At 46.3% G+C, this 24,821-nt stretch carries 27 protein-coding genes, 1 pseudogene and 1 riboswitch; of the genes and pseudogenes, 18 read left to right on the top strand and 10 right to left on the bottom strand.

The features are described from left to right. Positions 1–158: 158 nt before the first annotated feature. The 8 genes from ACXACN_RS06325 (at position 159) to ACXACN_RS06290 (ending at position 4,937) form a co-directional block, all read left to right on the top strand. The gene (locus tag ACXACN_RS06325; protein ID WP_474963162.1) at positions 159–1,373 is read left to right on the top strand and encodes an EAL domain-containing protein; all 1,215 of its coding nucleotides are present in this window, start codon (positions 159–161) and stop codon (positions 1,371–1,373) included. Positions 1,374–1,494: 121 nt separating this feature from the next. Then, positions 1,495–1,758, top strand: a complete 264-nt coding sequence (locus ACXACN_RS06320) for a hypothetical protein (RefSeq protein ID WP_474963161.1) — start codon at positions 1,495–1,497, stop codon at positions 1,756–1,758. A 15-nt stretch (positions 1,759–1,773) separates the two neighbouring features. Further along, the gene (locus ACXACN_RS06315) at positions 1,774–2,244 is read left to right on the top strand and encodes a GNAT family N-acetyltransferase (RefSeq protein ID WP_474963159.1); all 471 of its coding nucleotides are present in this window, start codon (positions 1,774–1,776) and stop codon (positions 2,242–2,244) included. A 217-nt stretch (positions 2,245–2,461) separates the two neighbouring features. Beyond that, a complete protein-coding gene (locus ACXACN_RS06310; RefSeq protein ID WP_474963158.1) occupies positions 2,462–3,277 on the top strand; it encodes a GGDEF domain-containing protein in 816 nt (271 codons plus the stop codon). A 233-nt stretch (positions 3,278–3,510) separates the two neighbouring features. Further along, a complete protein-coding gene (locus ACXACN_RS06305) occupies positions 3,511–3,897 on the top strand; it encodes an ectoine synthase (RefSeq protein WP_474963156.1) in 387 nt (128 codons plus the stop codon). Between the two features lie 91 nt (positions 3,898–3,988). Then, entirely contained in the window at positions 3,989–4,234 is a 246-nt protein-coding gene (locus tag ACXACN_RS06300) for a hypothetical protein (RefSeq protein WP_474963154.1), read from the top strand. A gap of 23 nt (positions 4,235–4,257) precedes the next feature. Further along, positions 4,258–4,716 carry a hypothetical protein gene (locus ACXACN_RS06295; protein WP_474963153.1) on the top strand — a complete coding sequence of 153 codons (459 nt, stop codon included), beginning with the start codon at positions 4,258–4,260 and terminating at the stop codon, positions 4,714–4,716. Then, positions 4,713–4,937: a hypothetical protein gene (locus ACXACN_RS06290; protein WP_474963152.1), complete on the top strand. Its 225-nt coding sequence runs from the start codon at positions 4,713–4,715 to the stop codon at positions 4,935–4,937. The genes ACXACN_RS06295 and ACXACN_RS06290 overlap by 4 nt, the downstream gene beginning before the upstream one ends. A gap of 15 nt (positions 4,938–4,952) precedes the next feature. On the opposite strand, the gene ACXACN_RS06285 is transcribed toward ACXACN_RS06290, so the two are convergent. Further along, positions 4,953–5,528: a hypothetical protein gene (locus ACXACN_RS06285; RefSeq protein ID WP_474963150.1), complete on the bottom strand. Its 576-nt coding sequence runs from the start codon at positions 5,526–5,528 to the stop codon at positions 4,953–4,955. Between the two features lie 387 nt (positions 5,529–5,915). Here ACXACN_RS06285 and ACXACN_RS06280 point away from each other — a divergent pair, with 387 nt between their 5' ends. Together ACXACN_RS06280 and ACXACN_RS06275 are read left to right on the top strand one after the other, a co-directional pair. Continuing rightward, a complete protein-coding gene (locus ACXACN_RS06280) occupies positions 5,916–6,815 on the top strand; it encodes a hypothetical protein (protein WP_474963149.1) in 900 nt (299 codons plus the stop codon). Then, positions 6,812–7,375, top strand: a complete 564-nt coding sequence (locus ACXACN_RS06275) for a hypothetical protein (protein ID WP_474963147.1) — start codon at positions 6,812–6,814, stop codon at positions 7,373–7,375. The genes ACXACN_RS06280 and ACXACN_RS06275 overlap by 4 nt, the downstream gene beginning before the upstream one ends. A 30-nt stretch (positions 7,376–7,405) precedes the next feature. Here ACXACN_RS06275 and ACXACN_RS06270 read toward each other — a convergent pair whose 3' ends face one another. Then, entirely contained in the window at positions 7,406–7,717 is a 312-nt protein-coding gene (locus ACXACN_RS06270; protein WP_474963146.1) for a hypothetical protein, read from the bottom strand. 215 nt (positions 7,718–7,932) lie between these two features. On the opposite strand from ACXACN_RS06270, the gene ACXACN_RS06265 reads away from it, so the two are divergent. Continuing rightward, on the top strand, positions 7,933–10,656 hold the full coding sequence (locus ACXACN_RS06265; RefSeq protein ID WP_474966814.1) for a pullulanase: 2,724 nt from the start codon (positions 7,933–7,935) through the stop codon (positions 10,654–10,656). Between the two features lie 215 nt (positions 10,657–10,871). On the opposite strand, the gene ACXACN_RS06260 is transcribed toward ACXACN_RS06265, so the two are convergent. After that, positions 10,872–11,780 (bottom strand): DMT family transporter, encoded by a 909-nt coding sequence (locus tag ACXACN_RS06260; protein WP_474963144.1) that lies wholly within the window; start codon positions 11,778–11,780, stop codon positions 10,872–10,874. Between the two features lie 137 nt (positions 11,781–11,917). Here ACXACN_RS06260 and ACXACN_RS06255 point away from each other — a divergent pair, with 137 nt between their 5' ends. Both ACXACN_RS06255 and ACXACN_RS06250 read left to right on the top strand, forming a co-directional pair. Further along, complete coding sequence (locus tag ACXACN_RS06255) at positions 11,918–12,490, top strand: GNAT family N-acetyltransferase (protein WP_474963143.1); 573 nt, start codon at positions 11,918–11,920, stop codon at positions 12,488–12,490. A gap of 4 nt (positions 12,491–12,494) precedes the next feature. Then, entirely contained in the window at positions 12,495–13,826 is a 1,332-nt protein-coding gene (locus tag ACXACN_RS06250; RefSeq protein ID WP_474963142.1) for an FAD-binding oxidoreductase/lyase, read from the top strand. Between the two features lie 4 nt (positions 13,827–13,830). Here ACXACN_RS06250 and ACXACN_RS06245 read toward each other — a convergent pair whose 3' ends face one another. Then, positions 13,831–14,901: an iron-containing alcohol dehydrogenase family protein gene (locus ACXACN_RS06245; RefSeq protein WP_474963140.1), complete on the bottom strand. Its 1,071-nt coding sequence runs from the start codon at positions 14,899–14,901 to the stop codon at positions 13,831–13,833. Positions 14,902–15,045: 144 nt separating this feature from the next. Next, a riboswitch (SAM riboswitch) is annotated at positions 15,046–15,150 on the top strand. A gap of 93 nt (positions 15,151–15,243) precedes the next feature. On the opposite strand from ACXACN_RS06245, the gene ACXACN_RS06240 reads away from it, so the two are divergent. Genes ACXACN_RS06240 through ACXACN_RS06230 form a run of 3 tightly spaced genes read left to right on the top strand, consistent with a single transcriptional unit; the run spans position 15,244 to position 17,754 of the window. Continuing rightward, the gene (locus ACXACN_RS06240) at positions 15,244–16,287 is read left to right on the top strand and encodes a methionine ABC transporter ATP-binding protein (RefSeq protein WP_474963138.1); all 1,044 of its coding nucleotides are present in this window, start codon (positions 15,244–15,246) and stop codon (positions 16,285–16,287) included. Beyond that, the gene (locus ACXACN_RS06235) at positions 16,247–16,909 is read left to right on the top strand and encodes a methionine ABC transporter permease (protein WP_474963136.1); all 663 of its coding nucleotides are present in this window, start codon (positions 16,247–16,249) and stop codon (positions 16,907–16,909) included. The genes ACXACN_RS06240 and ACXACN_RS06235 overlap by 41 nt, the downstream gene beginning before the upstream one ends. A gap of 20 nt (positions 16,910–16,929) precedes the next feature. Beyond that, on the top strand, positions 16,930–17,754 hold the full coding sequence (locus ACXACN_RS06230; RefSeq protein WP_474963134.1) for a MetQ/NlpA family ABC transporter substrate-binding protein: 825 nt from the start codon (positions 16,930–16,932) through the stop codon (positions 17,752–17,754). Between the two features lie 186 nt (positions 17,755–17,940). Here ACXACN_RS06230 and ACXACN_RS06225 read toward each other — a convergent pair whose 3' ends face one another. Further along, positions 17,941–18,663 (bottom strand): 3-ketoacyl-ACP reductase, encoded by a 723-nt coding sequence (locus ACXACN_RS06225; protein WP_474963133.1) that lies wholly within the window; start codon positions 18,661–18,663, stop codon positions 17,941–17,943. An 86-nt stretch (positions 18,664–18,749) separates the two neighbouring features. Between ACXACN_RS06225 and ACXACN_RS06220 the strand changes: the two are divergent. Both ACXACN_RS06220 and ACXACN_RS06215 read left to right on the top strand, forming a co-directional pair. Continuing rightward, positions 18,750–18,881, top strand: a pseudogene (locus tag ACXACN_RS06220) (serine hydrolase); the annotation flags it as partial. Next, on the top strand, positions 18,827–19,300 hold the full coding sequence (locus ACXACN_RS06215; RefSeq protein ID WP_474966813.1) for a serine hydrolase: 474 nt from the start codon (positions 18,827–18,829) through the stop codon (positions 19,298–19,300). The pseudogene ACXACN_RS06220 and the gene ACXACN_RS06215, both read left to right, overlap by 55 nt. Positions 19,301–19,324: 24 nt before the next feature. On the opposite strand, the gene ACXACN_RS06210 is transcribed toward ACXACN_RS06215, so the two are convergent. The 5 genes from ACXACN_RS06210 to sppA form a co-directional block, all read right to left on the bottom strand. After that, positions 19,325–20,473: a Ger(x)C family spore germination protein gene (locus tag ACXACN_RS06210; RefSeq protein ID WP_474963131.1), complete on the bottom strand. Its 1,149-nt coding sequence runs from the start codon at positions 20,471–20,473 to the stop codon at positions 19,325–19,327. Continuing rightward, positions 20,463–21,557, bottom strand: coding sequence for a GerAB/ArcD/ProY family transporter (locus ACXACN_RS06205; RefSeq protein ID WP_474963130.1), 1,095 nt, complete (start codon positions 21,555–21,557; stop codon positions 20,463–20,465). Before ACXACN_RS06205 ends, ACXACN_RS06210 begins: the two co-directional genes overlap by 11 nt. Continuing rightward, the gene (locus tag ACXACN_RS06200) at positions 21,550–22,929 is read right to left on the bottom strand and encodes a spore germination protein (protein ID WP_474963128.1); all 1,380 of its coding nucleotides are present in this window, start codon (positions 22,927–22,929) and stop codon (positions 21,550–21,552) included. Before ACXACN_RS06200 ends, ACXACN_RS06205 begins: the two co-directional genes overlap by 8 nt. A gap of 300 nt (positions 22,930–23,229) precedes the next feature. Further along, positions 23,230–23,769, bottom strand: a complete 540-nt coding sequence (locus tag ACXACN_RS06195) for an RDD family protein (RefSeq protein WP_474963127.1) — start codon at positions 23,767–23,769, stop codon at positions 23,230–23,232. A 12-nt stretch (positions 23,770–23,781) separates the two neighbouring features. Continuing rightward, complete coding sequence (gene sppA, locus ACXACN_RS06190) at positions 23,782–24,780, bottom strand: signal peptide peptidase SppA (protein WP_474963125.1); 999 nt, start codon at positions 24,778–24,780, stop codon at positions 23,782–23,784. Between the last annotated feature and the right edge of the window lie 41 nt (positions 24,781–24,821).

Below are 24,821 nucleotides of genomic sequence, written 5' to 3'. Positions count from 1 at the left end.
CGTATGGTCGGATATAAGTATTTCAGGAAAAATATGGTACGAATGGAATGTTGGTCCACGCTTGGATTGTCTTCTTTTCCCTGCGTGCCTATCATTTATTCATAGAAAGCGGAATCATGTATAATGGATACAGATAAAGAAAAGCAGGAGGGGGACATATGGATCCACTCGATATCTTAGGCAACTTACATAAAATCAAACCGGTCTTCCAGCCGATTGTCAGCGCGATCAATCAAGACGTCATCGGCCACGAAGTTCTGGCTCGCTACGAAGAGGATGGAAGGTGGCACAGCTTGGGCCCGTTTTTCCTTGATCCTGACGTTCCGGAAGAATTCAAAGTGGAAGTCGACCAGCATGTGTTGCGTCTTGCGGTCGAACAGATCTTGGAAAAAGGGACGAAAGGGCTGTTGTTCATCAACCGCAATGCGAAACAGCTGATGATCAACGATGGAGAAGACCTGTTGCAATCGCTGCTTGATTATGAACAAAAAGGACTGGATATGAAGCGGATTGTCATTGAAGTCACCGAGCATGATTTCGATGAAGAATTCGAGACGTTGAATCATCTGCTTCTCTATTATAAAACTTATGGCATCCAAATTGCCGTCGATCATGTCGGAGCGAAGAGCTCGAACATCGACCGCATCCGGCAGCTGGAGCCGAATATTTTGAAGATCGATTCGCGGATTATCCGCCAGCAGAACGGTGACACGTTCCATGACATCATGTTCTCGATGTCGATGCTTGCCCATAGGATCGGGGCGGCGCTTCTTTTTGAAAACATTGAAGACGACTATCAGCTCTATTTCGCATGGAAACACGGCAGCCGTTTTTATCAAGGCTTCTATCTCGGTTATCCAGCCTTCCAGCCGGTCGACCGGGAGTCGCTTGCCATCGATCTCGGGCAAAAGATGGCAGGTTATGTGCAGCGTGAGAAAAGCCTGCTGCAGCAGCGCCTCGATCTTATTAAAGCGTGGGAGAAGAAAGTGAAGCAACTGCTGCCCAAATGGGAAGGTCCCAAGAAGGCGGATGTTTTCATTGATGGGGTGACCCAGGAATTCAATGAGGAGAGCTTCCGGATGTTCGTCTGCCATATCGATGGGCAGCAAGTCTCCTCGAACTTCAGAAAAAAGACGGATGTATGGGAACTCGAACCGCACAAGCGCGGATCCAACTGGGCGTTTCGTCCGTACTTCCTCGAAAATGTCATGCAGATGAAAGCTCTCAATACCGGACTGCTGTCAGGCCTTTATTCAGATATCGAAACGAAGGAGATGGTGCGGACGTTCAGTTTTCCGCTGACGGATCAACACTTCCTTTTCATCGATTTGAGGTATGCGTATCTCTATGAACATGAGTGTCTGCTTGCTTGATGGATATTGGGGGGATGATCGTGAAGAGAGCCACGCCATTTGATACGTTCCTGTAGGGAGAGAGTTCCTTGAGCCTCCTTGCGGGATCGTGTCAAATCTCGAGGAACAGGACGTGGATTGCATGAAGAACAGAAGTGCGGATGATTATCGCCATCACAGGGAGCGCATCATACAGAAGCAATTGGACATCTTGCTGAACGTGAGGCATTACGGGGAAGGTGGGGGAACCCATCCATGGCTCGAAAACCCTGGGAAACTGGCGAAAGCGCACCGCAAAGGCGCGTATCGGTACGAAAAGAAACATAAAATCAAAAAAGCGCCTGAAAAGTCCCGGCTGCGCATGATGCATGCGGAGATGGAACAGTATAAAGAGGACGGGTGCTGAACGAGGGGGAGAAGGATGAATCTTTCTGTCCAAGCCATGACAGAAGCCTATGCCACGGAATCACTCCGGTGGACCTATGAGGCACCTTATGATTTTTACAACGTCGAACTGACGGAAGAGTCGCTATCCGAACGGATGGACGGGAGTTACCGGACAATCTTCAATGAAGAGGGATCATTCGTCGGCTTCTTTTGTACGGGAGCGAGTGCCAAAGTCCCTGCTGGTGAAAAAGCAGGCGTTTATGAAACAGACGCCGTCGATATGGGGCTCGGCATGAACCCCGCGCTTACCGGGCAGGGCCATGGCTCTCTGTTCGGGAAAAAGGTGTTATCCCAGATTGAGCAAGAACAGGGAGGGACGCCTGTCCGCCTCTCAGTCGCCACTTTCAACGAGCGTGCGATCCGCTTGTATGAAAACATGGGTTTTGTAGAGCAGGATACGTTTCATACGGATGCTTGTGAATTCATTACGATGTTGAAAAAGTGAATGGAACCCCGGGACTTCTGTTCCGGGGTTTTTTATGCATGCTGGATCCTTCTCTAGGTTTAATGAAAGAACGGGAGACTTGATACGCTATCATTTGAACATTGCCACGTTTCAAACGGACAGGGTGGGGTATTTCAAACATAGGGTACATTTATTCAGGTCGAAATGACCATGCAAGGGATGTTTCCTCATACCCTTTTGGAAAGGTCGTCATGTTATGAAATTGAATTACTTACAGTGGATGCTCGTCATCTATCTCCTGATCGGTGTCCTTATGGGAGTCGGTTTTTCCCTTGTGCTAAGCCAGATCATTCCGATTCCGGAACCGCTGTTTTTATTCTTCATCCTCGCTTCCGTCTTTGCGGGTTCCCTGTTAGGATTGATGAACTATATGGTCTTTTTTTCATTTACGAAAAGGTTTATCCATCATGTGAATCACGTTTTGGGTTCGGTCAGGAACGGGGACTTATCCGCGAGAACAGCGTTCCGTTCCGGCGGCATCGTTGGAGAATTGAACCAGAACATCAATAAGACGATCGCTAATCTCGAGCGTTCCCGTAACACCATCTTCCATGATGACTTGACCCGTATTCCGAATCGCTATGCGCTCGAGCAGTTCTTCTTGAACGAGGAAGAAGAGGGAGAGTACGCCCTGTTGTTCTTGGATGTGAATGAATTTAAAAAGATCAATGATACATATGGGCACATCACAGGGGATGTGGCTCTCACATCGATCGCGGAGATCTTGCGGGAAGCAGCGAAAGGCACAGCCCAGGTGTACCGGCTGAGTGGTGATGAATTTGTCATGCTGCAAAAACTCAACGATGATGAAAGCGTTGATGATTTATGTGCACGCATCCACCACGCGTTTGAAGTGCCGCTCCTTCTCGATAGCCATCACATCCATGTCAGTCTCAGCATCGGCGTGTGCGAGTTCGCATTCGGGAAGCAGGATTTCACAAGTGTTCTCGATGAAGCGGATCAGAAAATGTATGAAGCGAAAAATTCGCGTAAACTCAAACTGGGATTGTAAGGGTTTGTTTAGAAGTCTTGAATGGATCGATCGACGATAGAAATCATACAAAACAGCCGCTTGGATGGATCCCAAGCGGCTATCTTATTATTATAACGGGGGTTCCGTCTATTTTCAGTGGCTGCGGGTGTATTTCTTCATAAGTCTGCAGACGTATTTTTTACGAGGGATCGAATCGGTGGCGTTCTACTCTTTCGAATAGGGAATAGATTGGAAAAGAAGGAGGAGATGGGATGAAAGTCGTTGCTTTGAAAGATGTGATTGGGACGAGTCAGGATGTCGATGGAGGGACGTGGAACAGCCGTCGTCTCATCGTCAAAAAGGACGGAATGGGGTACTCGGTCCACGACACGATCATCCGCGCCGGGACAGAAACGCACATATGGTACAAGCATCACCTGGAATCGGTCTATTGTATTGAAGGGAAAGGAGAAGTGGTGACGCTCAAAGATCAAAAGGTATGGCCGATTGAAAATGGTGTCCTTTATGCGCTCGATGAACATGACGAACATGTGGTGCGGGCGAAAACGGATATGCGGATGATCTGTGTGTTCAATCCTCCCATCAGCGGGGATGAAGTCCATGATGAGGATGGGGTGTATCCGGTTGACGAATCATAGCCTTTCCTGGCCAGGGAAGGGTTATTTTTTTCCAAAAGAAAGGAAAATTCTGTTACAATGGGACCCGTGATCCATTGAATGGGGGTTACCTATGAGCAAAAAATGGAGTTGGCTTGGTCACATTCTATTGATTTGTGCCGTTCTCGCCCTAGTTCTGCCACTGTTCACCAACCTTCCTTTTCACTGGGAGTGGGGATGGGTTTTCTTAGCACCTTCGATCATCATCTTACGGGTAGAGGAAATCCTGGAAAGAGGGAAGAAAGTAGAACCTATTCTTACGATTACACTATGCCTGTTCATGTTTTGCCTATGTTTGTACGGCATATGGATGCATTGATCACTTGAGGCAGGGGGGTCCTTATGGAAGAAGCATTAGAAAAAGAAAGCGTCGATCAAGTGATGATCAGAAATAAAGCCCGCAAGTCTGTCTGGCACTTGTTCTTGATCATGGCTCTATGTATCGGGCTCGGGCAGATTTTGTTTGATTTTGTCCCTGGCTTGTTTTATTTAGGAGCCGTCGTTTTTTATGGATTTTTCCTTTATGAAACGTATATGAGCAGAAAGACGAATGAGGAGTTGTGGCAGATTTGGGATGCACGCTGGCGAGATCGGCGTACCCTTTTTCAACTGCGTTCTTCTGTCTCGAATAGCCTGGGCCATTTACTGCCGGCGATTCTTGGCGCTAATCTGTCATGGTTTTTTTTCTTCGTTCCTTTATCGTTTGCGCTCGTGACAGGGTTCAGAGATGGGAAGAAAAAATGGGAAGCGAAAGAGCATTATTATGAGGAATACATAGAGGAGAGGGGCATGGCCGCATGAAAGTGTTCAACATCCTTTACGGATGCTTTGCTCTTCTCTGGATGATTGCAAACGTCCTTCTGGAAGGGTTCGATCCTTCTCCCGAGATCAATGCTTTCATCATCGGAGGTCTCTTGCTTTCCTTAGGAATAGACGAATGGATGGATGATCGGAAAAAATTCGCCGCGTTATATCTTTTCCTTGGAGCTGTTTGGATCGTTCCCGTGATCATTGGGAAATAGAGCCTTAGTTAGGCTCTATTTTTGGTGATACGTGATATCAATCATCAACGCTGTACATAGCAAAAGTATCACTTCTTCCTCCGTCCATTCATGACCTCTCACATGGTAGAGGTCTCCAGAAAGCCAAGCCTCTTTGGTCGACGGAACTGGGATTGACCGCTTTTGTATGATAGCGATGGATCGATCTATCGTTTTCGCTTCAAAATCTGACGCCATATTTTTTCCTGTGATTTCAAAAAGCGTCTTTCCAGCAGAAGACTCGGCCAGGATTGTCTGTTTTACGGCTCCTTTGAAACGCAGGTAGAAAGTAGAGTCACCCGTTAGAATGGTAACATCGCTTGAGAGACCTTTTTTTCTATGAATATCGGCGATCACTTCGTTTGATGGTGACAAAAGCTTCATATGTAGCCCTGCCATTTGATCAAGGTTAAATGTTTTCAGTAGCTGGTTCCATCCATTACGGGAACTGGAAGAATCCTCTTCAAAAGAGGCGACTCTATCATTCTCGCTATTTGTGATGCTGTATTGCTTGCTTTGATGAGCCATGATGGTTTCGGTCTGCATTGTGTAAAAGGTAGAATGATGTAACATAATCGTCTCGCTTTCTGTAAGGGAATTCCTATACTATACGGTGGATTTGGTTTGTTGGTTTCATTTTCTATAAGTACGAGTCGCGCGCAAGAGTGGGACATCTCGCGTAATAGTCGGAGGAACGCGCGCAAGAGTCGTAGCATCGCGCGCAAGAGTCGTAGCATCGCGCACAAGAGTCGGATTATCGCGCACAAGAGTTGGAGTTCCGCGCACAAGAGTGGGCATCGCGCGTAAGAGTCGGATTATCGCGCACAAGAGTGGAGCATCGCGCACAAGAGTCGGAGCATCACGCACAAGAGTGGAGCATCGCGCGCAAGAGTCGAAGAAACGCACACAGAGTGCGAAACAACACGTGAAACAAAAAGAATTAGAGTTAGGAAGATACATATGAAAGGAAGAACATTGATTCTCTTCCTCCTGATCATCGCGATCAGTTGGGGAGGCAACCTATGGTTCAATCACTCCAAACAATTGGAGGATCCGATTTTTCTTAAGCATTTTCACAGCGGTGCCGGGATGTTTGAACTGTATTACTTAACGAACAGAACGGACCCGGCAACGGTTGTAAGTATCGAATTCAGTAATGGTGAGTTATTACATACGGAGCACAGCTTTCAGCGTCATCCAGATAGTGACCCTGCTTACGGTCCTCAGGTACGAAGCCGATCGACCCACTATTTGTTGAAAACATCGCGCTTTGATGACCAACGAATGCGTGAGTTGGACGTTGATCATGAAGGGGAAGCGACGATTCACTTGAGTGATGGAAAAACAATCATCGCGGACATCGGTAAAATTAACTTCACTGGTCAGAGGGATGTGAACTCTATTTTTCATTCTCAAATGAGCTCGAGCAGCAGCAATGGTCGATCCTTCCGTGCCTATACAGTCGAGACTGATATAGAAGTAGAGTCGATGACATCGCCATTTCCTAAGGCGCAGGAAGATTTCAAGATGAAGTTATACACACCTTCTATCGGCACCACGGGCACTCCGGATGGGGGAGGTCCGATGTCCAACTCCAAAGAAATGAATCAAACGTGGAGCAAGGTAGCAGGTGCTCCGTTGGAAGACGTCCAATTTCCTGTTGAAATGAAGCGGGGAGATCGAATCAGGCTCACGATTCAGGAAAGACTAGATACGGTCCACGCCTATACTTATGAGATGTTCTTGGAAGGAACGACGACTAGCGGCGAAGCGGTCACCGAGTCCTTTCTCATCTCGAATGATCCTAGATTCGATCCTGAGCAGATGGAACGCCTCATCGAACGGAGGGGAAGCCAATGAATCCATTTCAACGAATGTTCTCAGGTTTGCTTCTCGTCATGATCGACATCCATTTCGGTGTGATTGAAGTCCTGCCCGATTTTGTCGGGTTCTTACTCGTACTGAGTGCCTTGAATGGATTAGAGGGGAGTTTGAAAGGAATGAAGGGAGCGAGGGTGACGGCTTTGGTCATTAGTTTGGCTGCCATCCCCCAACTCTTTCTCGGACAGCCTGCAGGAACGGTACAAGGGGTGACTATGGCCTCCGACCCGGTTACGATCTACCACCAGTCGATCGGTTTGATCAAATTGGTGCTGTCCTTTTACCTTTTCCAAGTACTCATTAAATGGGCTGAGAAAAACGAAAAGGACGATTTAACAGCAAGAGCGAAGCGTCTTTTCCGTGTTTATCTAACGGCTCATCTCATCTACTATGCCATCATGCCATTTTCATTGAATATCCCTGAGAACTGGGTGATTCCGATCCTTGTCATCGGTTTGGTGGGTGTCATCATTCTCGAAATCGCCCTTCTTCTATTGTTGAGGGCTTTCCAAAAGGAACAAAGTAATATCTCACTCTAAAAAAAGGCGCCTCGGCAGGAGGCGCCTTTTCTATGCGGGTTGCTTTTCTACTTCTGGATCCGTTTCTGCAGCATCAATGAACAAAAAGATCGCGGTCAAAATGTGCATGACCATACCGACGAACGGTACCCAACCAATGCATGACGTAACGATTCCGAGGATGCTTCCTCTCGTCTCCCTTCCTTTTTTCTGGGCGAGCACAAGGGTGATGATATGAAGGATCAGCATAACGGCTAAAGGAGTCCATAATAAAGAGATGACAAACGTACCACCAAGAAAAGGGATCCCAAGACAAGCTTCCAGAGCAGCGGTGACCCACATGAGAATGCGAGCGGCTGACATACAAACACCTCCCGTTTTACCTTCTTCAATGTATTCCGGAAACGCAGCTTTAGAACTTGGGACTAATGAAACAGGCCAAAGGTTTCTTTTTCAATTATTTTCAGAATAATCACTATAGAAGTGGAAGAGTATGGTATATTCGTTTGTGGAAGCGGTTGCACTGAACGTCTTTTTATAGACGTAGAAAATAAGATGAGGAGGAAGAGAATTTGAGAATGAGATTCCCAGGTTTGAAAGTGTCTGTCAGCGTCATGCTTGTGTTTATGCTTGCGATTCCGACGTCTTTTGCTTGGTTGAGTAAAACAGAAACGTATGCGGAAACAAATGAAACCGTTACCATTCACTATAAACGGCTGGATGGAAATTATGAAGGGTGGGGGCTGCACCTTTGGAATAATGACGGTGCGAATCCAGCGATTGAACAAGAGACTGATTGGTCGGACCCTGTCACATTTACGAAAAAGACCGATTATGGAGTATCTGTCGAGATCCCGGTCATCGACATCAAGAACGGATTGAATTTCATCATACATAAGGGGGACATGAAAGATACCCTGAATGATCGTAGCTTTCCAGCTACAGGTGAAAAGGAATTCTGGCTTGTCCAAGGCAAGGAGGACGTCTATTTAGAAGAACCTGTCTTGACCACATACGTCGAGTCGGCGAAAATCAAGGACGACAAGCTTCTGACGGCGAAGATGAGCCAGGTCATTGACTCTGCGGATCGTTCTGAATTCGCTTTGAAGGGAGCGGATGGAGAGCTTGTCGCGATTGAGTCTGTGGCTGTAGACGGACAAGACGTACGCCTTCAGACAACCGAACCTTTGGATCTGACCCAGACCTACACGATTCAATACGAAGAAGAAGAAACGAATGTCATTGTAGACTGGAAGCTGATGGATGAGCGATTTGCTTATGACGGAGACGATCTCGGCGCGACGCTGCGCGAGGACGGCACCGCTGAACTGAAGCTCTGGTCTCCGATTGCGACAGAAGTTTCCGTGGTTCTATACGATGAAGACGATCAGTATGAAGTTGTGAAGGATCACATCCCGATGGAAAGAGGGGACAACGGCGTCTGGTCGGTGACGTTGGATGAGAGCAATACAGGACTTGATGAATTGGAGAACTATTATTACCAGTACCGGATCAAAGCCTATGGTGAAGAGAAGCTGGCTCTTGATCCTTACGCCAAATCCATGGCAGCATCAAACAATGATGATAACGATACTGTTGGAAAAGCAGCGATCGTCAATCCATCAGAGATCGGTCCAAAGCTTCATTTTGCCAAAATCAAAGGCTATGAAAAGCGTGAAGATGCGATCATTTGGGAAGCGCACGTGCGCGATTTCACATCTGATCCGAGCATCGATGATGAATTGGATTCCCAGTTTGGCACGTTCAATGCGTTTGTAGAAAAACTGGATTATGTAAAAGAACTTGGTGTGACTCACATCCAACTGTTGCCTGTGATGAAGTATTATTTCGGGGATGAATTCGACAGTAGCACACGTGAGCGTGAGTATTCCTCTTCAGGGAACAATTACAACTGGGGCTATGATCCTCACAGCTATTTCGCTCTTTCCGGCATGTATTCAGAGGACCCTGAAGACCCGGAAGAAAGAATTGAAGAGTTCAAGAATCTGATTGACGAGATTCACAAACGGAAGATGGGCGTCATATTGGATGTCGTGTATAACCACACAGCCAAAGTGAGCATCCTTGAAGACCTTGTCCCGAATTATTATCATTTCATGGATGAAGAAGGGAACTCAAAAGTCGGTTATGGCGGCGGAAAAGTGGGAACGACGCACGAAATGTCCCGCAAGCTCATGGTCGATTCAATCAAATACTGGGTCGATGAATTCAAAGTGGACGGCTTCCGTTTCGACTTGATGGGCGATCTTGATGCTGAGAGTGTCCAAGCGGCCTACGATGCAGCGGAAGCTTTGAACCCTGACATTCTCATGCTCGGTGAAGGATGGAGAACTTATGCCGGAGATAGTGGAGAATCCGATGTACAGCCGGCGGATCAGGATTGGATGAACGAAACCGATGGAGCCGCTGTCTTCTCGGATGAAATCAGGAATGAATTGAAATCAGGTTTCGGTAGTGAAGGAGAGCCCCGGTTCATTACTGGAGGCGCTCGTAACATCGATACGATTTTCAACAACATCAAAGGCAAGCCTGGAAATGTAAATGAAGATGATCCGGGTGATATCGTGCAGTACATCGCTGCCCATGATAACCTGCCGCTTCATGATGTCATCGCCCAGTCCATCAAGAAGGACCCGGCGAAGCACGAAAAAGAAATCCAAAAACGCATACGCCTTGGGAATTCGATGATTCTGACAAGTCAGGGCATTTCTTTCCTTCATGCCGGTCAGGAATACGGCCGTACGAAGCAGTGGAAAGGGGAAGATGAACCAGAAGCTAAGGGAACGGAAATGTTCGATGAAGACGGGAATCCGTTTGATTATCCTTTCTTCATTCACGATTCCTATGATTCTACTGATGTGATCAACCAGTTCGACTGGCAGGCGGTATCAGAGCCGAGCATCCAGCAGGAAACGATGGAATATACGAAAGGTTTGATTGAGCTGAGACGCTGGACAGATGCCTTCCGTCTTGGTTCAGAGGAACTCGTCAATGAGCACGTCACACTCATTGACGCACCAGAAATTCAGGAGACGGACTTGATGATTGCATACAAAGCCGTCGATCCTGGCAAGAAAGCGAAAGGAAACTACTACGTGTTCATTAACGCTGATGACAAAGCGCGTACGTTGACGATTGATGAGAACTTGAAAAAAGGGAAAGTACTGGTCGATGATGACGAAGCTGGACGTAAGAAAGTGAAAGATCCATCCGGATTTAAGCTAGGCAAAGGCGAAATTACCATCGATCCATTGACGACTGTTGTCATACGTACTAAATAATAAAAACCAGCTCCTTCTTTGGGGGCTGGTTTTTTGTAAGTGTTTGAAAGTGCCCTGACAGTGGGGCAAAGTGACTTAATGAAGATGGAAAGTGTCCTAACGCTAGACCAAAGTGACCTAATGAGGATCGAAAGTGACTTAACGAGGAAAAAGCGCCCCACTTAGTAAAAAGAGATGAAAAGCGAACCTGAAATTCCCTCTGCATAGGCTCATAGTCAGGAAGCTGATCTTCTTCTTCGGTGCAAGGGCTGCTTTTTCGATTCCTGCACAATGATGACAGATAAGAGTACAAGCAGTACTCCGGCATACTGGTAAATCGTCATCACTTCTGCGTAGACGAAATAACCGATGAGGGTCGCAACGACCGGTTCGATGGTGGCGACGATCGAAGCCCGGCTCGATTCCACGTGCTCTAGTCCTTTCGTGTAAAGCAGGAATGGTAAAACGGTCGAGATGAGGCCGAGCCCGATCATCAACAACCAGATGCGAAGATCAGTCAGAAAGGACAAATCCTTCCATAGGCTGCTGAAAGGAACGACCGCAAGCGATGCAAATAAAAACGTATAAAAGGTGACGGTCAGCGAGCGGTACTTTTTTAAGATCACCTTGCCGAAAATGCTGTACAAGGCATAAAACAACCCGGATCCTAGTCCGAACAGTAAGCCGGCAAGCGACAGAGAAGCCTCCAATTCCGGGAGGAGCCCGATGACGAACGTACAACCGATAAAGGTCGTAAAGAGAGCGGTCAGTTTTCTTCCTGTCCACGCTTCTTTGAAGAAAATTCTTGAAAAAATAGTCACGAAAACAGGTGCTGTGTAAAGGAGTACAAAGGCGATCGACATGGACGTCGTTTCTATTGCGCTGAACAGACACCAGTTGAACAGGGCGATGCTGATGACCCCTGTGCCGAAGAAATAGCCTGAGTCTGCAGGCTTTATTTTTAACAGCCGGATGTTTATAATCGCAAGGTAGCAAAACAAAAGCAGCATCGCTGATGTGACTCTTAACGCGACGACTTGAATGGGCGAAAATCCATATTCGTACAATTCGTTCACAAACAGCCCGATGATGCCCCATAGTGATGCACCTAGAAAAATCATCAAAAATGCGCGATTCCTCGTCATGAGATCCCTCCTTCATGAGACAATTTCCATCTATTATACAAAAATTTAGAAAGCTTTGAATATAGCTGTTGCAAAAAAATCGGAATTCTTGTTTGATAGAGAATAAGGATGAAATCGAAACACAAGGGGATGAAATGATGAATCCAGTTTTACGAGACGTCAAAACACACATAGAAACAGATAGGCTTCTATTGAAAATGCCGGAACCCGGCGACGGATCGGCCATCAATGCAGCTATCCAACGATCCGTGAATGAACTGAAACCATGGCTTGGATTCGTCCAGGAGACCCCGACAGTTGAAGATACAGAATCAAACACAAGGGAAGCGCATGCCAAGTTTCTGCTGCGTCAGAACTTACGGTATCTCATATACTTGAAAGAGGATCTGACGTTCATTGGTTCTACGGGTTTTCATCGAATGGACTGGGACGTGCCAAAGTTTGAAATTGGCTATTGGATGGATACCGCTCATAGTGGAAAGGGATATATGAGGGAAGCCGTAGACGGATTGACGACTTATGCCTTGGATGAATTAGGCGCTGCTCGTGTGGAAATCCGCTGCGAATCAGAGAATAAGAGAAGCCGTACGATACCCGAGTCACTCGGTTTCGACCTGGAAGGAATCCTCCGCAACGAAGACCTCTCTGTCGATGGAAAACGGTTGACCGATACATGTATTTACGCCAAAGTCCGTGAAAAAAATGAGTGATCGTATGTATGATGTGACGATCATCGGCGCAGGGGTCAGTGGCGTCTTTCTTGCTTACACGTTAGCAACCGAGCACCCGGGATGGGACATTCATGTGGTGGATAAAGGAAAGCCAATCGTTGAACGGACGTGTGGGTTAGATGGAGAGGGTTGCACGTGTGAGGGGCCGTGTGATCGCTACATAGGATTTGCAGGGTTAGGAAAATCAGAAGGGAAGTTCAATTATACGAATGACTTCGGAGGACAGCTGAATGGAAAAATCGGTGAAAAGGAAGCGCTGGAGCTCATGGAAGAAGTCGATGAACTCTTATGTTCTTATGGTGGAGACGTTGTAAAGAGATACAGTACAAAAAATGAGAAGCTCTCCATGAAAGCAGCACAACATTCCCTGCGTGTTTTCTCGACAGAGGTGCGCCATTTAGGGACGAAGCGCGCTCGGAAGATTTTTCAAAGCCTGTATGAAGAAATGTCTGAACAGATGACATTTACCTTCGAAGCGGATGTCACGAGCGTCACAAAAGATGACGGACTATTCTCTCTATCTACCAATCAGGGGTGCTTTCAAAGTAAGCAGGTCGTTTTCGCTACAGGCATGAGCGGGAGTGATTGGATGAAATCAAGGTTGGCAGAGTTAGGATTGAAGCCCGGACCAACCCGGTTGGATTTAGGTGTGCGCGTGGAGATGCGCGGAGATCAGCTCGATGCCATCCTTCAGGAAACCTTTGAAACGAAGCTTCATTACAAGAACGACCGATTTTCAGCCACGACCTATTGTATGAATCCCCGTGGCAGAGTCGTACGCAAATACCAGCATGACCTGGTGATGGCAGATGGGCAGAACCAAAATGAGGAGGGTCCGAGCAGGAATTTGAATTTCACCCTTTTCGTTCCGCGATTTTTTGAAAATCAGGAAGAAGCGATGAGAGAGGCTCGCGATACGATCGGGAAAATCAATCAAGGACGGGGGAGAATTGTATCCCAAAAGCTGGGCGATTTACGCGAAGGAAGAATTTCCGGAGATCTTTCTTCCGGTCCAATCGTTCCTTCGATAGAAGCAGAAGCAGGGGATCTCCGTCTGGAAGTTCCGCCTCTTTATATCGACGCCTTGCTGGAGTTTTTTGAGGCATTGGAAGGGCTCCTGGAAGAAGAAATCGATCGCGACACCATCCTTTATGGGATCGACAGCAAATTTTATGAACCCAAAATTTTCACAGATGCCCATTTTGAAACGGAAATCCCTGGCTTGTATTTGATCGGGGACTGTTCAGGAGATACGCACTCCCTTTCTCAAGCGGCGGCAAGCGGAATCTATTTGGCCCGCAAACTAAAAGCTTAGCCTTCTACCGGGAGGCTAAGCTTTCTTCCACTATATAGATGGCATCTTTCACATCTGATTGATCGTGGATCCTCATGAGGTGAATGGATTCGCCTTGCCGGGTGGAATAGTGAGAAATCGTTTCCACATCTTCTAGTGAAGACGCGTGAAGGTCACTCAATGATAAAGGCAGCTGCATGGATTGGTAAAAAGGAACGAGTTTCTTGATTTGTTCTATTTTCCCTTCGAGGGCCAGCTGGACAAGGATTCCATAGGCTACTTTCTCACCATGTAAAAACCTTTTCGTCGCTGGTACTTTTGTTAACCCGTTATGAATGGAATGGGCACCAGAGATCCTTCCGTAACCATCTCCAAAACCTCCCACCATACCACCAGCGAGGATGATCGTTTCTGTCACACGTGTAAAAGCCGTATTCGGTTCAAGATTTTCAAGAGCACGAACAGCCTCGGTCCCCTCCTCAAAAAGGACGTCCCGACACATCTTTGCTGCGTGAAGAGCGATCTCCAGAGGAAGTGGTTTTTTATCTATATGTCTCGTCAAAACGTCTGCTTCATACCATTTGGCAATCGTGTCACCGATCCCTGCACGAAGGTATTCTACGGGTGAATGGACGAGCATATCGGGGTCAACCACGACCATGTATGTACTTCTTTTGAAAATGGTGTATTCAAGGAAATTCCCATGTTCATCATAGAACACACTTAAAGGTGTCCAAGCGGCACAATTGGATACTAATGTGGGGATCAGGATGACCGGAAGATCAAGCGATTCTCCGCACGCCTTCGTGAGGTCAAGAATTTTTCCGCCTCCGACCCCAATGAGGACATCCGTGGAATTCATCTCTTTCCCGATTCTCTCTACTTCTTGATGCGTGCATTCTCCACCATACAAAATGGTGTCGACAGCAAATGGAAAGTCAGGCATGTACGATTCCGCCATCGCCCATGAATTTTCCCCGTGGATGATGGTTCCATGCTTGAATTTCTCTCCCTGAAGTAGTTCTGGTAATTGTTTCAAAATGCCCGGTTCACAGCGATAGATATTCGGTGCTCCCTGAACATTGATCGGCTCCATCGGAATCCCTCCTACACAGATATGCCCATCATTATCCATTTAATAAAATGAGATGTCAATGATAATATTCTATAATTTAAAAGATTGAGAAAATTATTTACAAACCCTCTCACATGCGTTAAAGTGTAAAACCATAAACAAAAAATCTTATCGAGAGTGATTGAGGGTATGGCCCGTAGACATCACAGCAACCTTCCGCAAGGAGTGGTGCTAATTCCTACAGAATGAATCGATTCTGGGAGATAAGAGTTTGGCTATTACACGCGAAACTCTCTCCCGCAAAGGGGGAGAGTTTTTTGTAGGTCAATCATTTATGGATACATAGGAAAAGGAGGGAAGCCCATGATTTCATTGGAACAACTGAGTAAAGTTTATCCTTCCAAAGAAGGGAACGTCATTGGCGTCGACAACGTTTCATTGGATATCGAACAAGGGGAGATCTTTGGTGTCGTCGGTTATAGTGGGGCAGGAAAAAGTACCCTGTTACGCTGCATGAACATCTTGGAACGCCCGACGAGTGGGAGAGTCCTTGTTGATGGAATCGATCTCATGACATTAAAAAACAAGGAGTTGAGAAAGGCGAGACAGTCGATCGGGATGATCTTTCAGGGATTTCACCTGGCCATGGCGAAAACGGTTTTAGACAACGTCGCTTTCGCTCTTAAAGCTTCAGGTGTGAATCGGAAGGAAAGAAAGAGGAAGGCGCACGAATTGCTGGACCTCGTCGGTTTGTCAGATAAAGCTGAAGCGTACCCTGCTCAATTGAGTGGCGGTCAAAAGCAACGCGTGAGCATCGCCCGAGCTCTCGCCAACGATCCGAAAGTGCTCCTGTGTGATGAAGCTACGTCAGCTCTCGATCCTAACACAACACAGTCCATTTTGAGCTTACTGAAAAAGATCAACCGCGAACTTGGACTGACCATTGTGTTGATCACCCATGAGATGGAGGTTGTAAAAGAAATCTGCCATCGCTGTGCGGTCATGGAAGATGGGAAGATCGTAGAGCAGGGGGCGACATACGACATCTTTGCAGCTCCTGAAAACGAACTCACCAAGCGTTTTATAAAAACGGTCATCGACTTTAAGATCCCCGAACACATCATTTCCAGAAGTAAAGGCACCATTGTACATATGAGGTTCAAGGGTGATTCTGCGAATGAATCGATCGTTTCAGATTTACTGAAAGGATCAAGCGTACGGGCGAACATCCTCCATGGAAAGATCGATTATATCCAGGAGCAAGCTCTAGGCACCTTTGTGATGGAATTAACAGGAGGGCAACCCGTCGTAAAGGAAGCCATTGAAGAACTGAAACAAAAGCTCGGAGAAGTGGAGGTGTTGCACAATGATGGAACAGCTGATCAACTTATGGCCAGAGCTGAATAAATCGTTTTTGGAAACATTGATCATGGTAGGGATCGGATTGGTGGTCGCTCTGATTGCAGGTCTTCCGCTTGGGTTGCTCCTGTTTGTGACCGACCGTGATTTGTTCCTGGAGAATAGAACCGTCAAAAGCATTGTTGGCGTTGTCGTGAACTTGATCCGGTCGGTTCCCTTCATTATCTTGCTTGTGTTCTTATTTCCTTTTACCAACTTTTTAATCGGAACAACGACGGGCCCTGTAGCAGCGTCTGTAGCTCTTTCTGTAGCTGCGATTCCGTTTTATGCAAGAATTGTGGAATCATCCGCCCGCGATATTGATCGAGGAGTGATCGAATCGGCCATCGCCTGTGGAGCCTCCCCATGGCTGATCATCAAGGATATCATTTTCCCAGAAATTAAACCGGGACTGATTAGTGGCTTGACGATCACTGCCATCAGTTTGATCGGGTATTCCGCAATGGCAGGGGCCATTGGAGGTGGAGGAATCGGAGACTTGGCGATTCGTTATGGGTATTACAGATACGATAACTTCGTCATGTTTACGACCGTCATCCTGCTGATCGTCCTCGTCCAAATCGTCCAATACGCAGGCGACTATATTGCTAAGACTGTGAAGAAGAACTAAAAAATAGGAGGAACTCTCTCATGAAAAAAACCATCTTGTTATGTGCCACGCTATTAACCATCGCGTTTCTCGCTGCTTGCGGAGAAGAGGAAGGAAGTGCAGATGCTTCTGGTAAAGATACCATCCGTTTTGGCGCGACTTCTGGGCCCTATAGCGATATGGTCACACAGGCGATTGCGCCGTTATTAGAAGAAAAAGGGTACGAAGTGACGAACAAAGAATTCACGGATTATGTACAACCGAACAAGGCGCTTGCAAATGGGGATTTGGACGCCAACCTTTTTCAGCATAAAATTTACTTAGAGTCATTCGCGAAGGAAAACGACTTGGACTTGTCTGAAGTCATCATCGTCCCTACAGCTCCTATGGGGATCTATTCCAATACATATGAAGATATTCAAAGTATTGAAGATGGAAGCACGATGGGGGTACCCAACGATCCGACCAACCTTGCACGCGCTCTCATTGTGCTGGAAGATGAAGGACTGGTGGAAGTGGACGACAATGTTGACCCGCTGCGCGCCTCTTTAAAAGATATTACGAACAATAAAAAAGACATTCAGTTTGTTGAAGTAGAAGCAGGACAATTGCCACGTCTTGTTGATAGCGAGGATTTGTCGATGGTTCCAGGAAATTATGCACTGGCTGCGGGGATGGACCTTCTGAATGCACTAGCATTGGAGGACATGCCTGATGATTACCGTAACCGTGTTGCCGTCAAGACGGAGGACCTCGATGCTCAGTTTGTGAAGGATATCAAAGAGGTTGTAGAGTCAGACGAATTTGAGAAAATTATCGATGAGGAATTCAAAGGTTTCGGTAAGCCACAATGGATGAAAGAATAAAGGAAAAGGCTGACGTGCTTGCGTCAGTCTTTTTTTATGTCTTCCTTTAACTAAGGGATTAAAAGGATAGGTTGATCGCTTCCTCGTGATATACATGCCTGAAGCACAGATTGAAACGCACGGGTAGGCTTGCGAGCACATGACGTAAAAAAGTGAACCTGAAGACAGGCTCACTTCGTTTGATGATTAAAAAGGATTTGTCGCCCACTGAAGCGACTGCTTGATGAAGATACGCGGATGCAACTTCAATTGCGCGACCATATATTCAGCGAGATCTTCCGGCTGCATGTACTTCTCTTTATCCTGACCTTCCATATCTTCACCTAACGCAAGTTCTGTAGCGACGAGGCTCGGATTCAAGGTGAAGACGCGGATGTTTTCCCTTCTCAATTCCTGCATGAGTGCTTCCATCATGCCTTGCAGGGCGAACTTGGAACCACTGTAAGCGGTGGACCCAGCTGTGCCTTTGAGGCCGCTGCTTGAAGAGATGTTGATGATGTCTGCGTTGTCCTTTTCCATCATCATCGGGAGGACCGCTCTTGTGACGTGGTATGTACCGAAAACATTCACTTCAAACGTTCGTTTCCACTCGTCAGGCTCAAGTTCAAGGAACTTTCCATGCACACCGATGCCTGCGTTGTTGATGAGGATATCTGCATCTCCAAGCTCTTCCTGCAGGTGTTGGATAGCCCTTTCAACTTGATCGAGTTCAGATATATCAGCAGTAGCGACAGAAGCCTTTACCCCAAAAGAACGTGCTTCCTCGGCCACTTCATGAAGACGGCTTTCAGTCCGGGCAATCAGTCCGACATGAACCCCTTCTTGCGCCAGTTGCAAAGCCGTAGCTCGGCCAATGCCTCGTCCAGCACCAGTTACATAAGCGATTTTTCCATTGATTTCTTGTGCCATGCTCCTCACTCCTTTACGTGTTTTCCATTTAAAGTTTACGGGTTTCCGTTTTTGAAAGCAAAAGTTAGCGTTTACCTCCCGGACTTTCCTTTTGGTACAATAATGCAGGGTTCATCGTTTTAGGATTGGTTGTGGAAGCAGTCACGGACCAAACCTTTACAGAATATGTGACAGAACACATCTTCAAGGCTGCAGGAATGGAGCATTCGGGTTACTAACGTCTGGACCAGCTGTCAGCCAACACCGCTATGGGTACATCGAAAAAGATGGTTCGTTTAAGACGAACGTGTATGCTGTTGCGGTCGTAGGAGGTGCTGATGGGGGAGCGTTTGTGACAGCGGAGGATATGATGATTTTCTGGGAGGCGTTATTGAATGGGAGACTGGTAGGGGAAGAACATACCAAACGGATGCTCACAAAACATGTCAACGTTAAAGAGGGCATTTCATACGGATACGGGCTTTGGTTGGATGATGTGAACGATCAGATCGTTTATCATGTCATGGGATATGATCCAGGGGTCCGATTCCATTCCTGCGTATACCCGGATGATCAGCTGATGGTGACGGTTGTTTCCAATCATGGTTCAGGAGCGTTTGAGATCGTCAGAGGTGTCGAAGAGCTTTTTATGTCATAAATAAAGTGGAGGGAGACCTCCACTTTATTCTGAATTGAAGTTTTGAGTGCCGAAGTCTGTGATTTCAATCGCTACTTCCACTTTGAAATTCACGTCAGGAAAGATTTCATTCCAGTCTTTTTCGTGTTTCTCCCAATACTTCGGTTCGTGTATGTTTACCCATTTCGATACATCGAGAAAATCAATTTGATATTCCTGCTGGGCGAGTTCTAGCATGCGCTCTACTTTTCCTTGGATGACTTTTTTTGCAGCCTCTTCAATCTCTTTTTTCCAACCGGTACTATAAACATCTCTTCCGGAACCCCAGTCTTCAGCTAGTACCGTGGATGTATCAATTTGAATTGTCATATCCAATTGATCTCCGCTCACCTTTGTCTTATATTTTGTATTTGACCCTTTAATTTCAAGGATGATTGGGCCGTCTTCAACAGCTTCCTCGTCTAAATATAAAAATCCGCCTTGGACTGTATTGTCCAAATACCGAGTGCCTTCGATATCTTCAACATTAATCCAGCCTACATATTTAGAACTCTCCGCTTCGATGATTCCTGCTCCTGATGATTTGATTTTTCCATCGTGTAATGTAATGCCTGGAATCAAGAAGCTTTTTTTCACTGAAATCGATTGGGAAAAGTCACCAATGGTCAGGCTTTGGGGAAAGGTATTGATTTTGTTGAAATTCTCACTGAGAGATTTAATTTGTATCGCTGGAAAAAGTTCCTTCGTTGGATTGGTACTGAGAACGTCAATGACAGGTTCTCTCGTAAGAAACACGGGTGTCGTTCTTCTGAATTCATGATCGCGGATGAATAGGTCAATGACTTTATCCGCCCGTTCTTTTTCAAATAACTTTGTAGATGTCAAAATGGTTTTTAAATGTGTGTAATTGGGAGGTCTGTTGCTTTCCAATGAGTTCTTCCTGATGATTTCAAAGAATGTCTTTCCTGATAAGGTAATGTTTTGATAAGGAACATTTTGTTGGGAGGTGCTTTGTTGTGTCGGGATTTTATCAGGGACGACATACTGATTGACCATTGTCAGTTCATCTTTTTCTTCATCGAAATCAAGACCTATTCCCGTAATGATTCCAACATCTTCGATTTCTTTAATGTCCCAACATCCAGTCAATAAAAAGAGCATCACTAAACCTACAACGGTGTTTTTAAGTGGCATGTGTACTCCTCCTGATTAAGGATACAATCAATAGAAGCGCAGGTAAGGCGACGATCGCCATGACCGAAATCAATTGGATGTGTGTCGAGTAGTGGAAGACTTCCGTAAGACCTTCAGGAAATAAGGTCAATGAATAAATCAGCAAACCCGCGATAAGTAGAAACCATGGACTTGGCGTAAACAAATTTTTCAATCCAAGAGTCAACGCATACATATAAGCTGTGAAGGAAGTGAAAGCGGTCGTCAGCCAGCCGAAAAGAAAGATCAATTCAAAACGTTCAAAAAAGAACCCCTGGAATTCGATGCTTTTCGCCATCTCAATCGTAGGGAATGTGATTTCTTTCAGTTCTTCCACTCCAAGCACTCCGATCGATATGATGTGGAAGACTACATAGATGAGTGCGGTGAATCCAATGCTCGTCCACATCGTAAATAGGAGTTGTTTGGCTTTCCTCTTTTTAATCAATTTGGCGAAGATTAACAAAAGCTCCATGCCTAAAAAAGAAAAGAACGTGATTTTAGCTGCACTGATCGTCGCCCATAGGTTGTTTTGCAGGACCGGGCGCACTTGGTTTAGGTCAAGGTTCTTGATACTCAATAAACAAAGGATGAGGAACATCGCCATCATAATCGGAAAGTAAAGTTGGAAAAATCGTACAATGTCACCCGCTCCGTTATAGATGAGGTACATACTTACAAGAATGAAAGAGCCGACCACTACATAGAGGGGCGTTGTGTCGAGCAGATAGTTTTTAATGATCCCACCGGTCACTCTTAATATATAGGCAGCAACGATGAGGCTGTAAATAGCAAATAAAAAGTTGAAGACGAACCCCACGAATTTCCCCATGATCTTAGAGCTCATTTCGAAAAAGGTGAGACCAGGATAACGGACTGCCAATGCTACATAAATACAGGAAATGACGGAAACAGCAATCGCTCCGAAAATGATGCTCAGCCACAGGTCCTGTGAATCTACAGCTTTAGCTAGGTCGCGCGGCATGAGGATGATCCCGATTCCAATCATCGACGATATGAATACGACGACGAGCTGAAGCATAGTCAGTTGTTTCAAATCACTCAATCCGTCCGCCTCCTTTTTTCAACTTGAATCGGATCAAGGAATCTTTCCAACGTTTCACGTAAAAAGGTGCAAAAGGTTCCAAATAGGGAACAGAGAAGCTCTTCAGGTGAACAAGGTGAATACTGACGATGAAGACCGCTAGAATCAACCCATATATCCCTAGAAATGTTGCAGCAAACAGCATGACGAAACTAATAGTTCTCAGCGCTAAACTTAAGGCGTAATCCGCAATCGTGAAGGAACAGATCGCCGCGAACGAAACGACGATGACCATCAGGGGACTAACGATACCAGCGGTAACAGCCGCTTCCCCGAGGACAATCGCTCCTACAATGCTGACGGCAGGTCCGATCGGTTTCGGTAATCGGATCCCCGCTTCCCTTAATGTTTCAATGGTTAGCTGCATAATGAGGGCTTCCATGAACGAGGGAATGGGTACCCCTTCACGCGTTTTTGCGATCGATATGGCCAGGTCCGTGGGGATTAAGCCATGGTGATACGAAATTAAAGAGATATAGATGGAAGGGAGCATGACAGATAAAAAAGCAGCCATGTATCGCATCAAACGTATGAGTGAAGCTGGAATCCACTTGAAGTTGTAGTCATCCGCTTGCTGAAATAAACTGTTCAATGTCGTCGGAGCAAGCAATACAGAAGGAGAACCCTCTACAAATATGGCGACCTTTCCTTCCACAAGCGCACTGGCTACTTTGGTCGGCCTTTCTGTTTCCTGAATCTCAGGAAAAAGCGAATAGTTGTTCCTTTCAATCAATTGGTCCATGACCCCACCATCCGGAATGTAATCGGCCTCTACGGCAAGAATCCGGGTCCGGACCTCCTTCAATAACTCCTCGTTGACGGCACGATCGAGGTAAGCCATGGACACATTCGTGAACGACCGCTTGCCGACGGTGAACTCTTCAAAAGTCAAATCCGTTGACCGTAAATGAACACGCAGCAAAGCGATATTTTGTTCGAGTGATTCGATAAATCCATCCCGTGATCCACGCAGCGTCATTTCTGAAACAGGTTCCTGAATGGACCGATACGCAAACTGGGCTGTTTCGATCGCATAAACCGTATTTTGTTCAATCAACAAAGTGAAACCATCCAGCAGGTATTGATCGACATCGTTTTTATTTTCCAGTTGCAAGAGAGGTTCCGCAGAAAAGGCGTGGGGAAGAGGACTCTCCTTATGATTCCACTCCTGAAGGGGAAGGAGAATCGCGTCTTGAATCTGCTTTGTATCTGTAATCACAGGTATGTAGAGGACGTGGACGGGGTGATCATCAAGTTCCAGTTTCTTGATGGTCACATGGTGGTTTTTCTGTTTTTCACGAAGGATCTGCTCTATATCCAAGGATTGATTCATACACTCACCCCGAATCCCATGTGTTTTCTCTTTAGTATGCTCACTTTCAAGGCAAATACACGGAAGGGATCAAGGTTCGTCTGGTCTCCTATTTCATTACATGGAATCTCCTTTATCTTCACAAAATAGGGGAGAAGGGAGGTCTTCAGATATGGGCAAGAAAGCAAAAAACAAAAGTAAAAAAGATTTGAACGCGCTACGTCGTGAAAAAGGGGAAACGAACGGTACGGGCAAACAAGATCCATACCGTTAAGGGCAAATAAAAACGCCTGCATCCAATGGGAGGCAGGCGTTCCTTGTTTATACCGTTTGTGGTTGTTCTATCGTGTCGTTCAGCTTCCTGAATTTATTTTTGATGACGGAGGTATCTGCAAAAAGATCATGAATCCCTTGATGTCGTTTCGTAAATGCGACGACAAGGTAAGGGAGTCCGAGGATCGCCATGCTGATGTAACGGCCGATGCATTCACGGAATATGATTTGACCGTTCGACAGCGTCTCTCCTTTTAATGAGACAACGGATAAGCCGAGCACCATTTTTCCTAATGTCGCACGGAAAAATTTCGTCATCAGTATGAAGTAAGCAAAAAAGATGATCGATGTCGTAATATTCGCTGCGCTGAACATAGGCACCCAAAGCTCTGCGTCTTCCAGGTTCACAAGCCGCAGCAAAGGCCGGGTGACAATGCTATTGACACTCCAAATGACGATCAAGTCGATGATGTAGGCAAGGAACCTTGAACCGAACCCTGCGTACAACAGTCTTTGGAGGTCGTTTTTCTGATGATGGATCAACGATGAGAGTTGACCATCGTTTTCGTTATGATTGGTGTAATCCATACCGTTCCCTCCTTAATCTGTGTACATATACATCATGCGTGGTCCTTGACGCTGGCTGATCAATTCTTCGATGTAGCGGATTTCACTGTTTGGCATCAAACTTTCAGCGAGCGGCAGGTTGAAAAAGGACCCCATTGTATTTTTGTATTGGAACACTTGTGGGTCGCCACCGATTTCTTCTTTCAGCGCCTTCAGCGTGTCTTCACGGAATCCGATATCGTCCACTAGTCCGTTTTCCACCGCTTGTTTTCCGGAGTAGATCCGGCCGTCTGCCAATTCTTTCACACGGCTTTCAGACATCTCCCGTCCCTCTACGATGACATCGACGAACTGCTGGTACGATTCATCGACAAGGGTTTGAAGGATCTCTCTGTCCGCTTCGGTCATTTCTTTCGTCGGGCTCATGATATCTTTGAATTCGCCACTTTTGATGGTGTTGAATTTCACGCCATATTCATTGGCAAGTTCTTGATAGTTGATGCTTTCCATGATGACTCCAAGAGATCCTGTGAAGGTATCGTTGCTCGCGAAGATGCGGTCAGCGGGAGCAGAAACGTAGTACCCTCCAGAAGCCGCCATGTTCCCCATGGATACATAAATCTTTTTGCCGGCTTCTTTTACTTCAAGCAGTTTGTCATGGATTTCGGCACTTTCATAGACGCCGCCACCTGGGGAGTTGACGTAAAGGTGAACCCCTTTGATCGAGGCATCTTCCTTGATCGCCTCTAATTTTTTCATGAAACGATCATGCTGATAGCCGCCGCCCCCGAAAGGGTTCGGATTCGTACTCGGGTTATCGATGATCGCTCCTTCCAAATTCAATTCTACAATCCGCTTGCTCCCTGAACCCCGTTCAACGACTTTTTCTTCTAATTTTTCACTGCCAGCGAACAATCCCATCGCTTCGTTCTCCGTTTCTTCGCCAGTGAAGACCGTTCCGATCAGCTGGAAGACAAGAGCTAGAATCAAGAGGGTAGCGGCAATGATGCTTGCAGTTATTCTTTTGCTCATATGTAAACTCCTTTCTATCTGTTGCTCAGAATTCAACCATA

The organism is Halobacillus sp. AWM4_238 (genome assembly GCF_056158265.1).
The sequence above is the reverse complement of the archived record's forward strand: the minus strand, read 5'-3'. Positions and strand labels throughout refer to the sequence as shown.

Coding starts and splice junctions, on each gene's coding strand:
- ACXACN_RS06285 (WP_474963150.1), bottom strand. CDS start 5,528: ATGTTACATCATTCTACCTTTTACACAATGCAGACCGAAACCATCATG.
- ACXACN_RS06290 (WP_474963152.1), top strand. CDS start 4,713: ATGAAAGTGTTCAACATCCTTTACGGATGCTTTGCTCTTCTCTGGATG.
- ACXACN_RS06320 (WP_474963161.1), top strand. CDS start 1,495: ATGAAGAACAGAAGTGCGGATGATTATCGCCATCACAGGGAGCGCATC.
- ACXACN_RS06310 (WP_474963158.1), top strand. CDS start 2,462: ATGAAATTGAATTACTTACAGTGGATGCTCGTCATCTATCTCCTGATC.
- ACXACN_RS06240 (WP_474963138.1), top strand. CDS start 15,244: ATGATTTCATTGGAACAACTGAGTAAAGTTTATCCTTCCAAAGAAGGG.
- ACXACN_RS06295 (WP_474963153.1), top strand. CDS start 4,258: ATGGAAGAAGCATTAGAAAAAGAAAGCGTCGATCAAGTGATGATCAGA.
- ACXACN_RS06225 (WP_474963133.1), bottom strand. CDS start 18,663: ATGGCACAAGAAATCAATGGAAAAATCGCTTATGTAACTGGTGCTGGA.
- ACXACN_RS06300 (WP_474963154.1), top strand. CDS start 3,989: ATGAGCAAAAAATGGAGTTGGCTTGGTCACATTCTATTGATTTGTGCC.
- ACXACN_RS06280 (WP_474963149.1), top strand. CDS start 5,916: ATGAAAGGAAGAACATTGATTCTCTTCCTCCTGATCATCGCGATCAGT.
- ACXACN_RS06270 (WP_474963146.1), bottom strand. CDS start 7,717: ATGTCAGCCGCTCGCATTCTCATGTGGGTCACCGCTGCTCTGGAAGCT.
- sppA (WP_474963125.1), bottom strand. CDS start 24,780: ATGAGCAAAAGAATAACTGCAAGCATCATTGCCGCTACCCTCTTGATT.
- ACXACN_RS06200 (WP_474963128.1), bottom strand. CDS start 22,929: ATGAATCAATCCTTGGATATAGAGCAGATCCTTCGTGAAAAACAGAAA.
- ACXACN_RS06255 (WP_474963143.1), top strand. CDS start 11,918: ATGAATCCAGTTTTACGAGACGTCAAAACACACATAGAAACAGATAGG.
- ACXACN_RS06305 (WP_474963156.1), top strand. CDS start 3,511: ATGAAAGTCGTTGCTTTGAAAGATGTGATTGGGACGAGTCAGGATGTC.
- ACXACN_RS06210 (WP_474963131.1), bottom strand. CDS start 20,473: ATGCCACTTAAAAACACCGTTGTAGGTTTAGTGATGCTCTTTTTATTG.
- ACXACN_RS06275 (WP_474963147.1), top strand. CDS start 6,812: ATGAATCCATTTCAACGAATGTTCTCAGGTTTGCTTCTCGTCATGATC.
- ACXACN_RS06265 (WP_474966814.1), top strand. CDS start 7,933: ATGAGATTCCCAGGTTTGAAAGTGTCTGTCAGCGTCATGCTTGTGTTT.
- ACXACN_RS06260 (WP_474963144.1), bottom strand. CDS start 11,780: ATGACGAGGAATCGCGCATTTTTGATGATTTTTCTAGGTGCATCACTA.
- ACXACN_RS06325 (WP_474963162.1), top strand. CDS start 159: ATGGATCCACTCGATATCTTAGGCAACTTACATAAAATCAAACCGGTC.
- ACXACN_RS06315 (WP_474963159.1), top strand. CDS start 1,774: ATGAATCTTTCTGTCCAAGCCATGACAGAAGCCTATGCCACGGAATCA.
- ACXACN_RS06245 (WP_474963140.1), bottom strand. CDS start 14,901: ATGGAGCCGATCAATGTTCAGGGAGCACCGAATATCTATCGCTGTGAA.
- ACXACN_RS06230 (WP_474963134.1), top strand. CDS start 16,930: ATGAAAAAAACCATCTTGTTATGTGCCACGCTATTAACCATCGCGTTT.
- ACXACN_RS06195 (WP_474963127.1), bottom strand. CDS start 23,769: ATGGATTACACCAATCATAACGAAAACGATGGTCAACTCTCATCGTTG.
- ACXACN_RS06235 (WP_474963136.1), top strand. CDS start 16,247: ATGATGGAACAGCTGATCAACTTATGGCCAGAGCTGAATAAATCGTTT.
- ACXACN_RS06250 (WP_474963142.1), top strand. CDS start 12,495: ATGTATGATGTGACGATCATCGGCGCAGGGGTCAGTGGCGTCTTTCTT.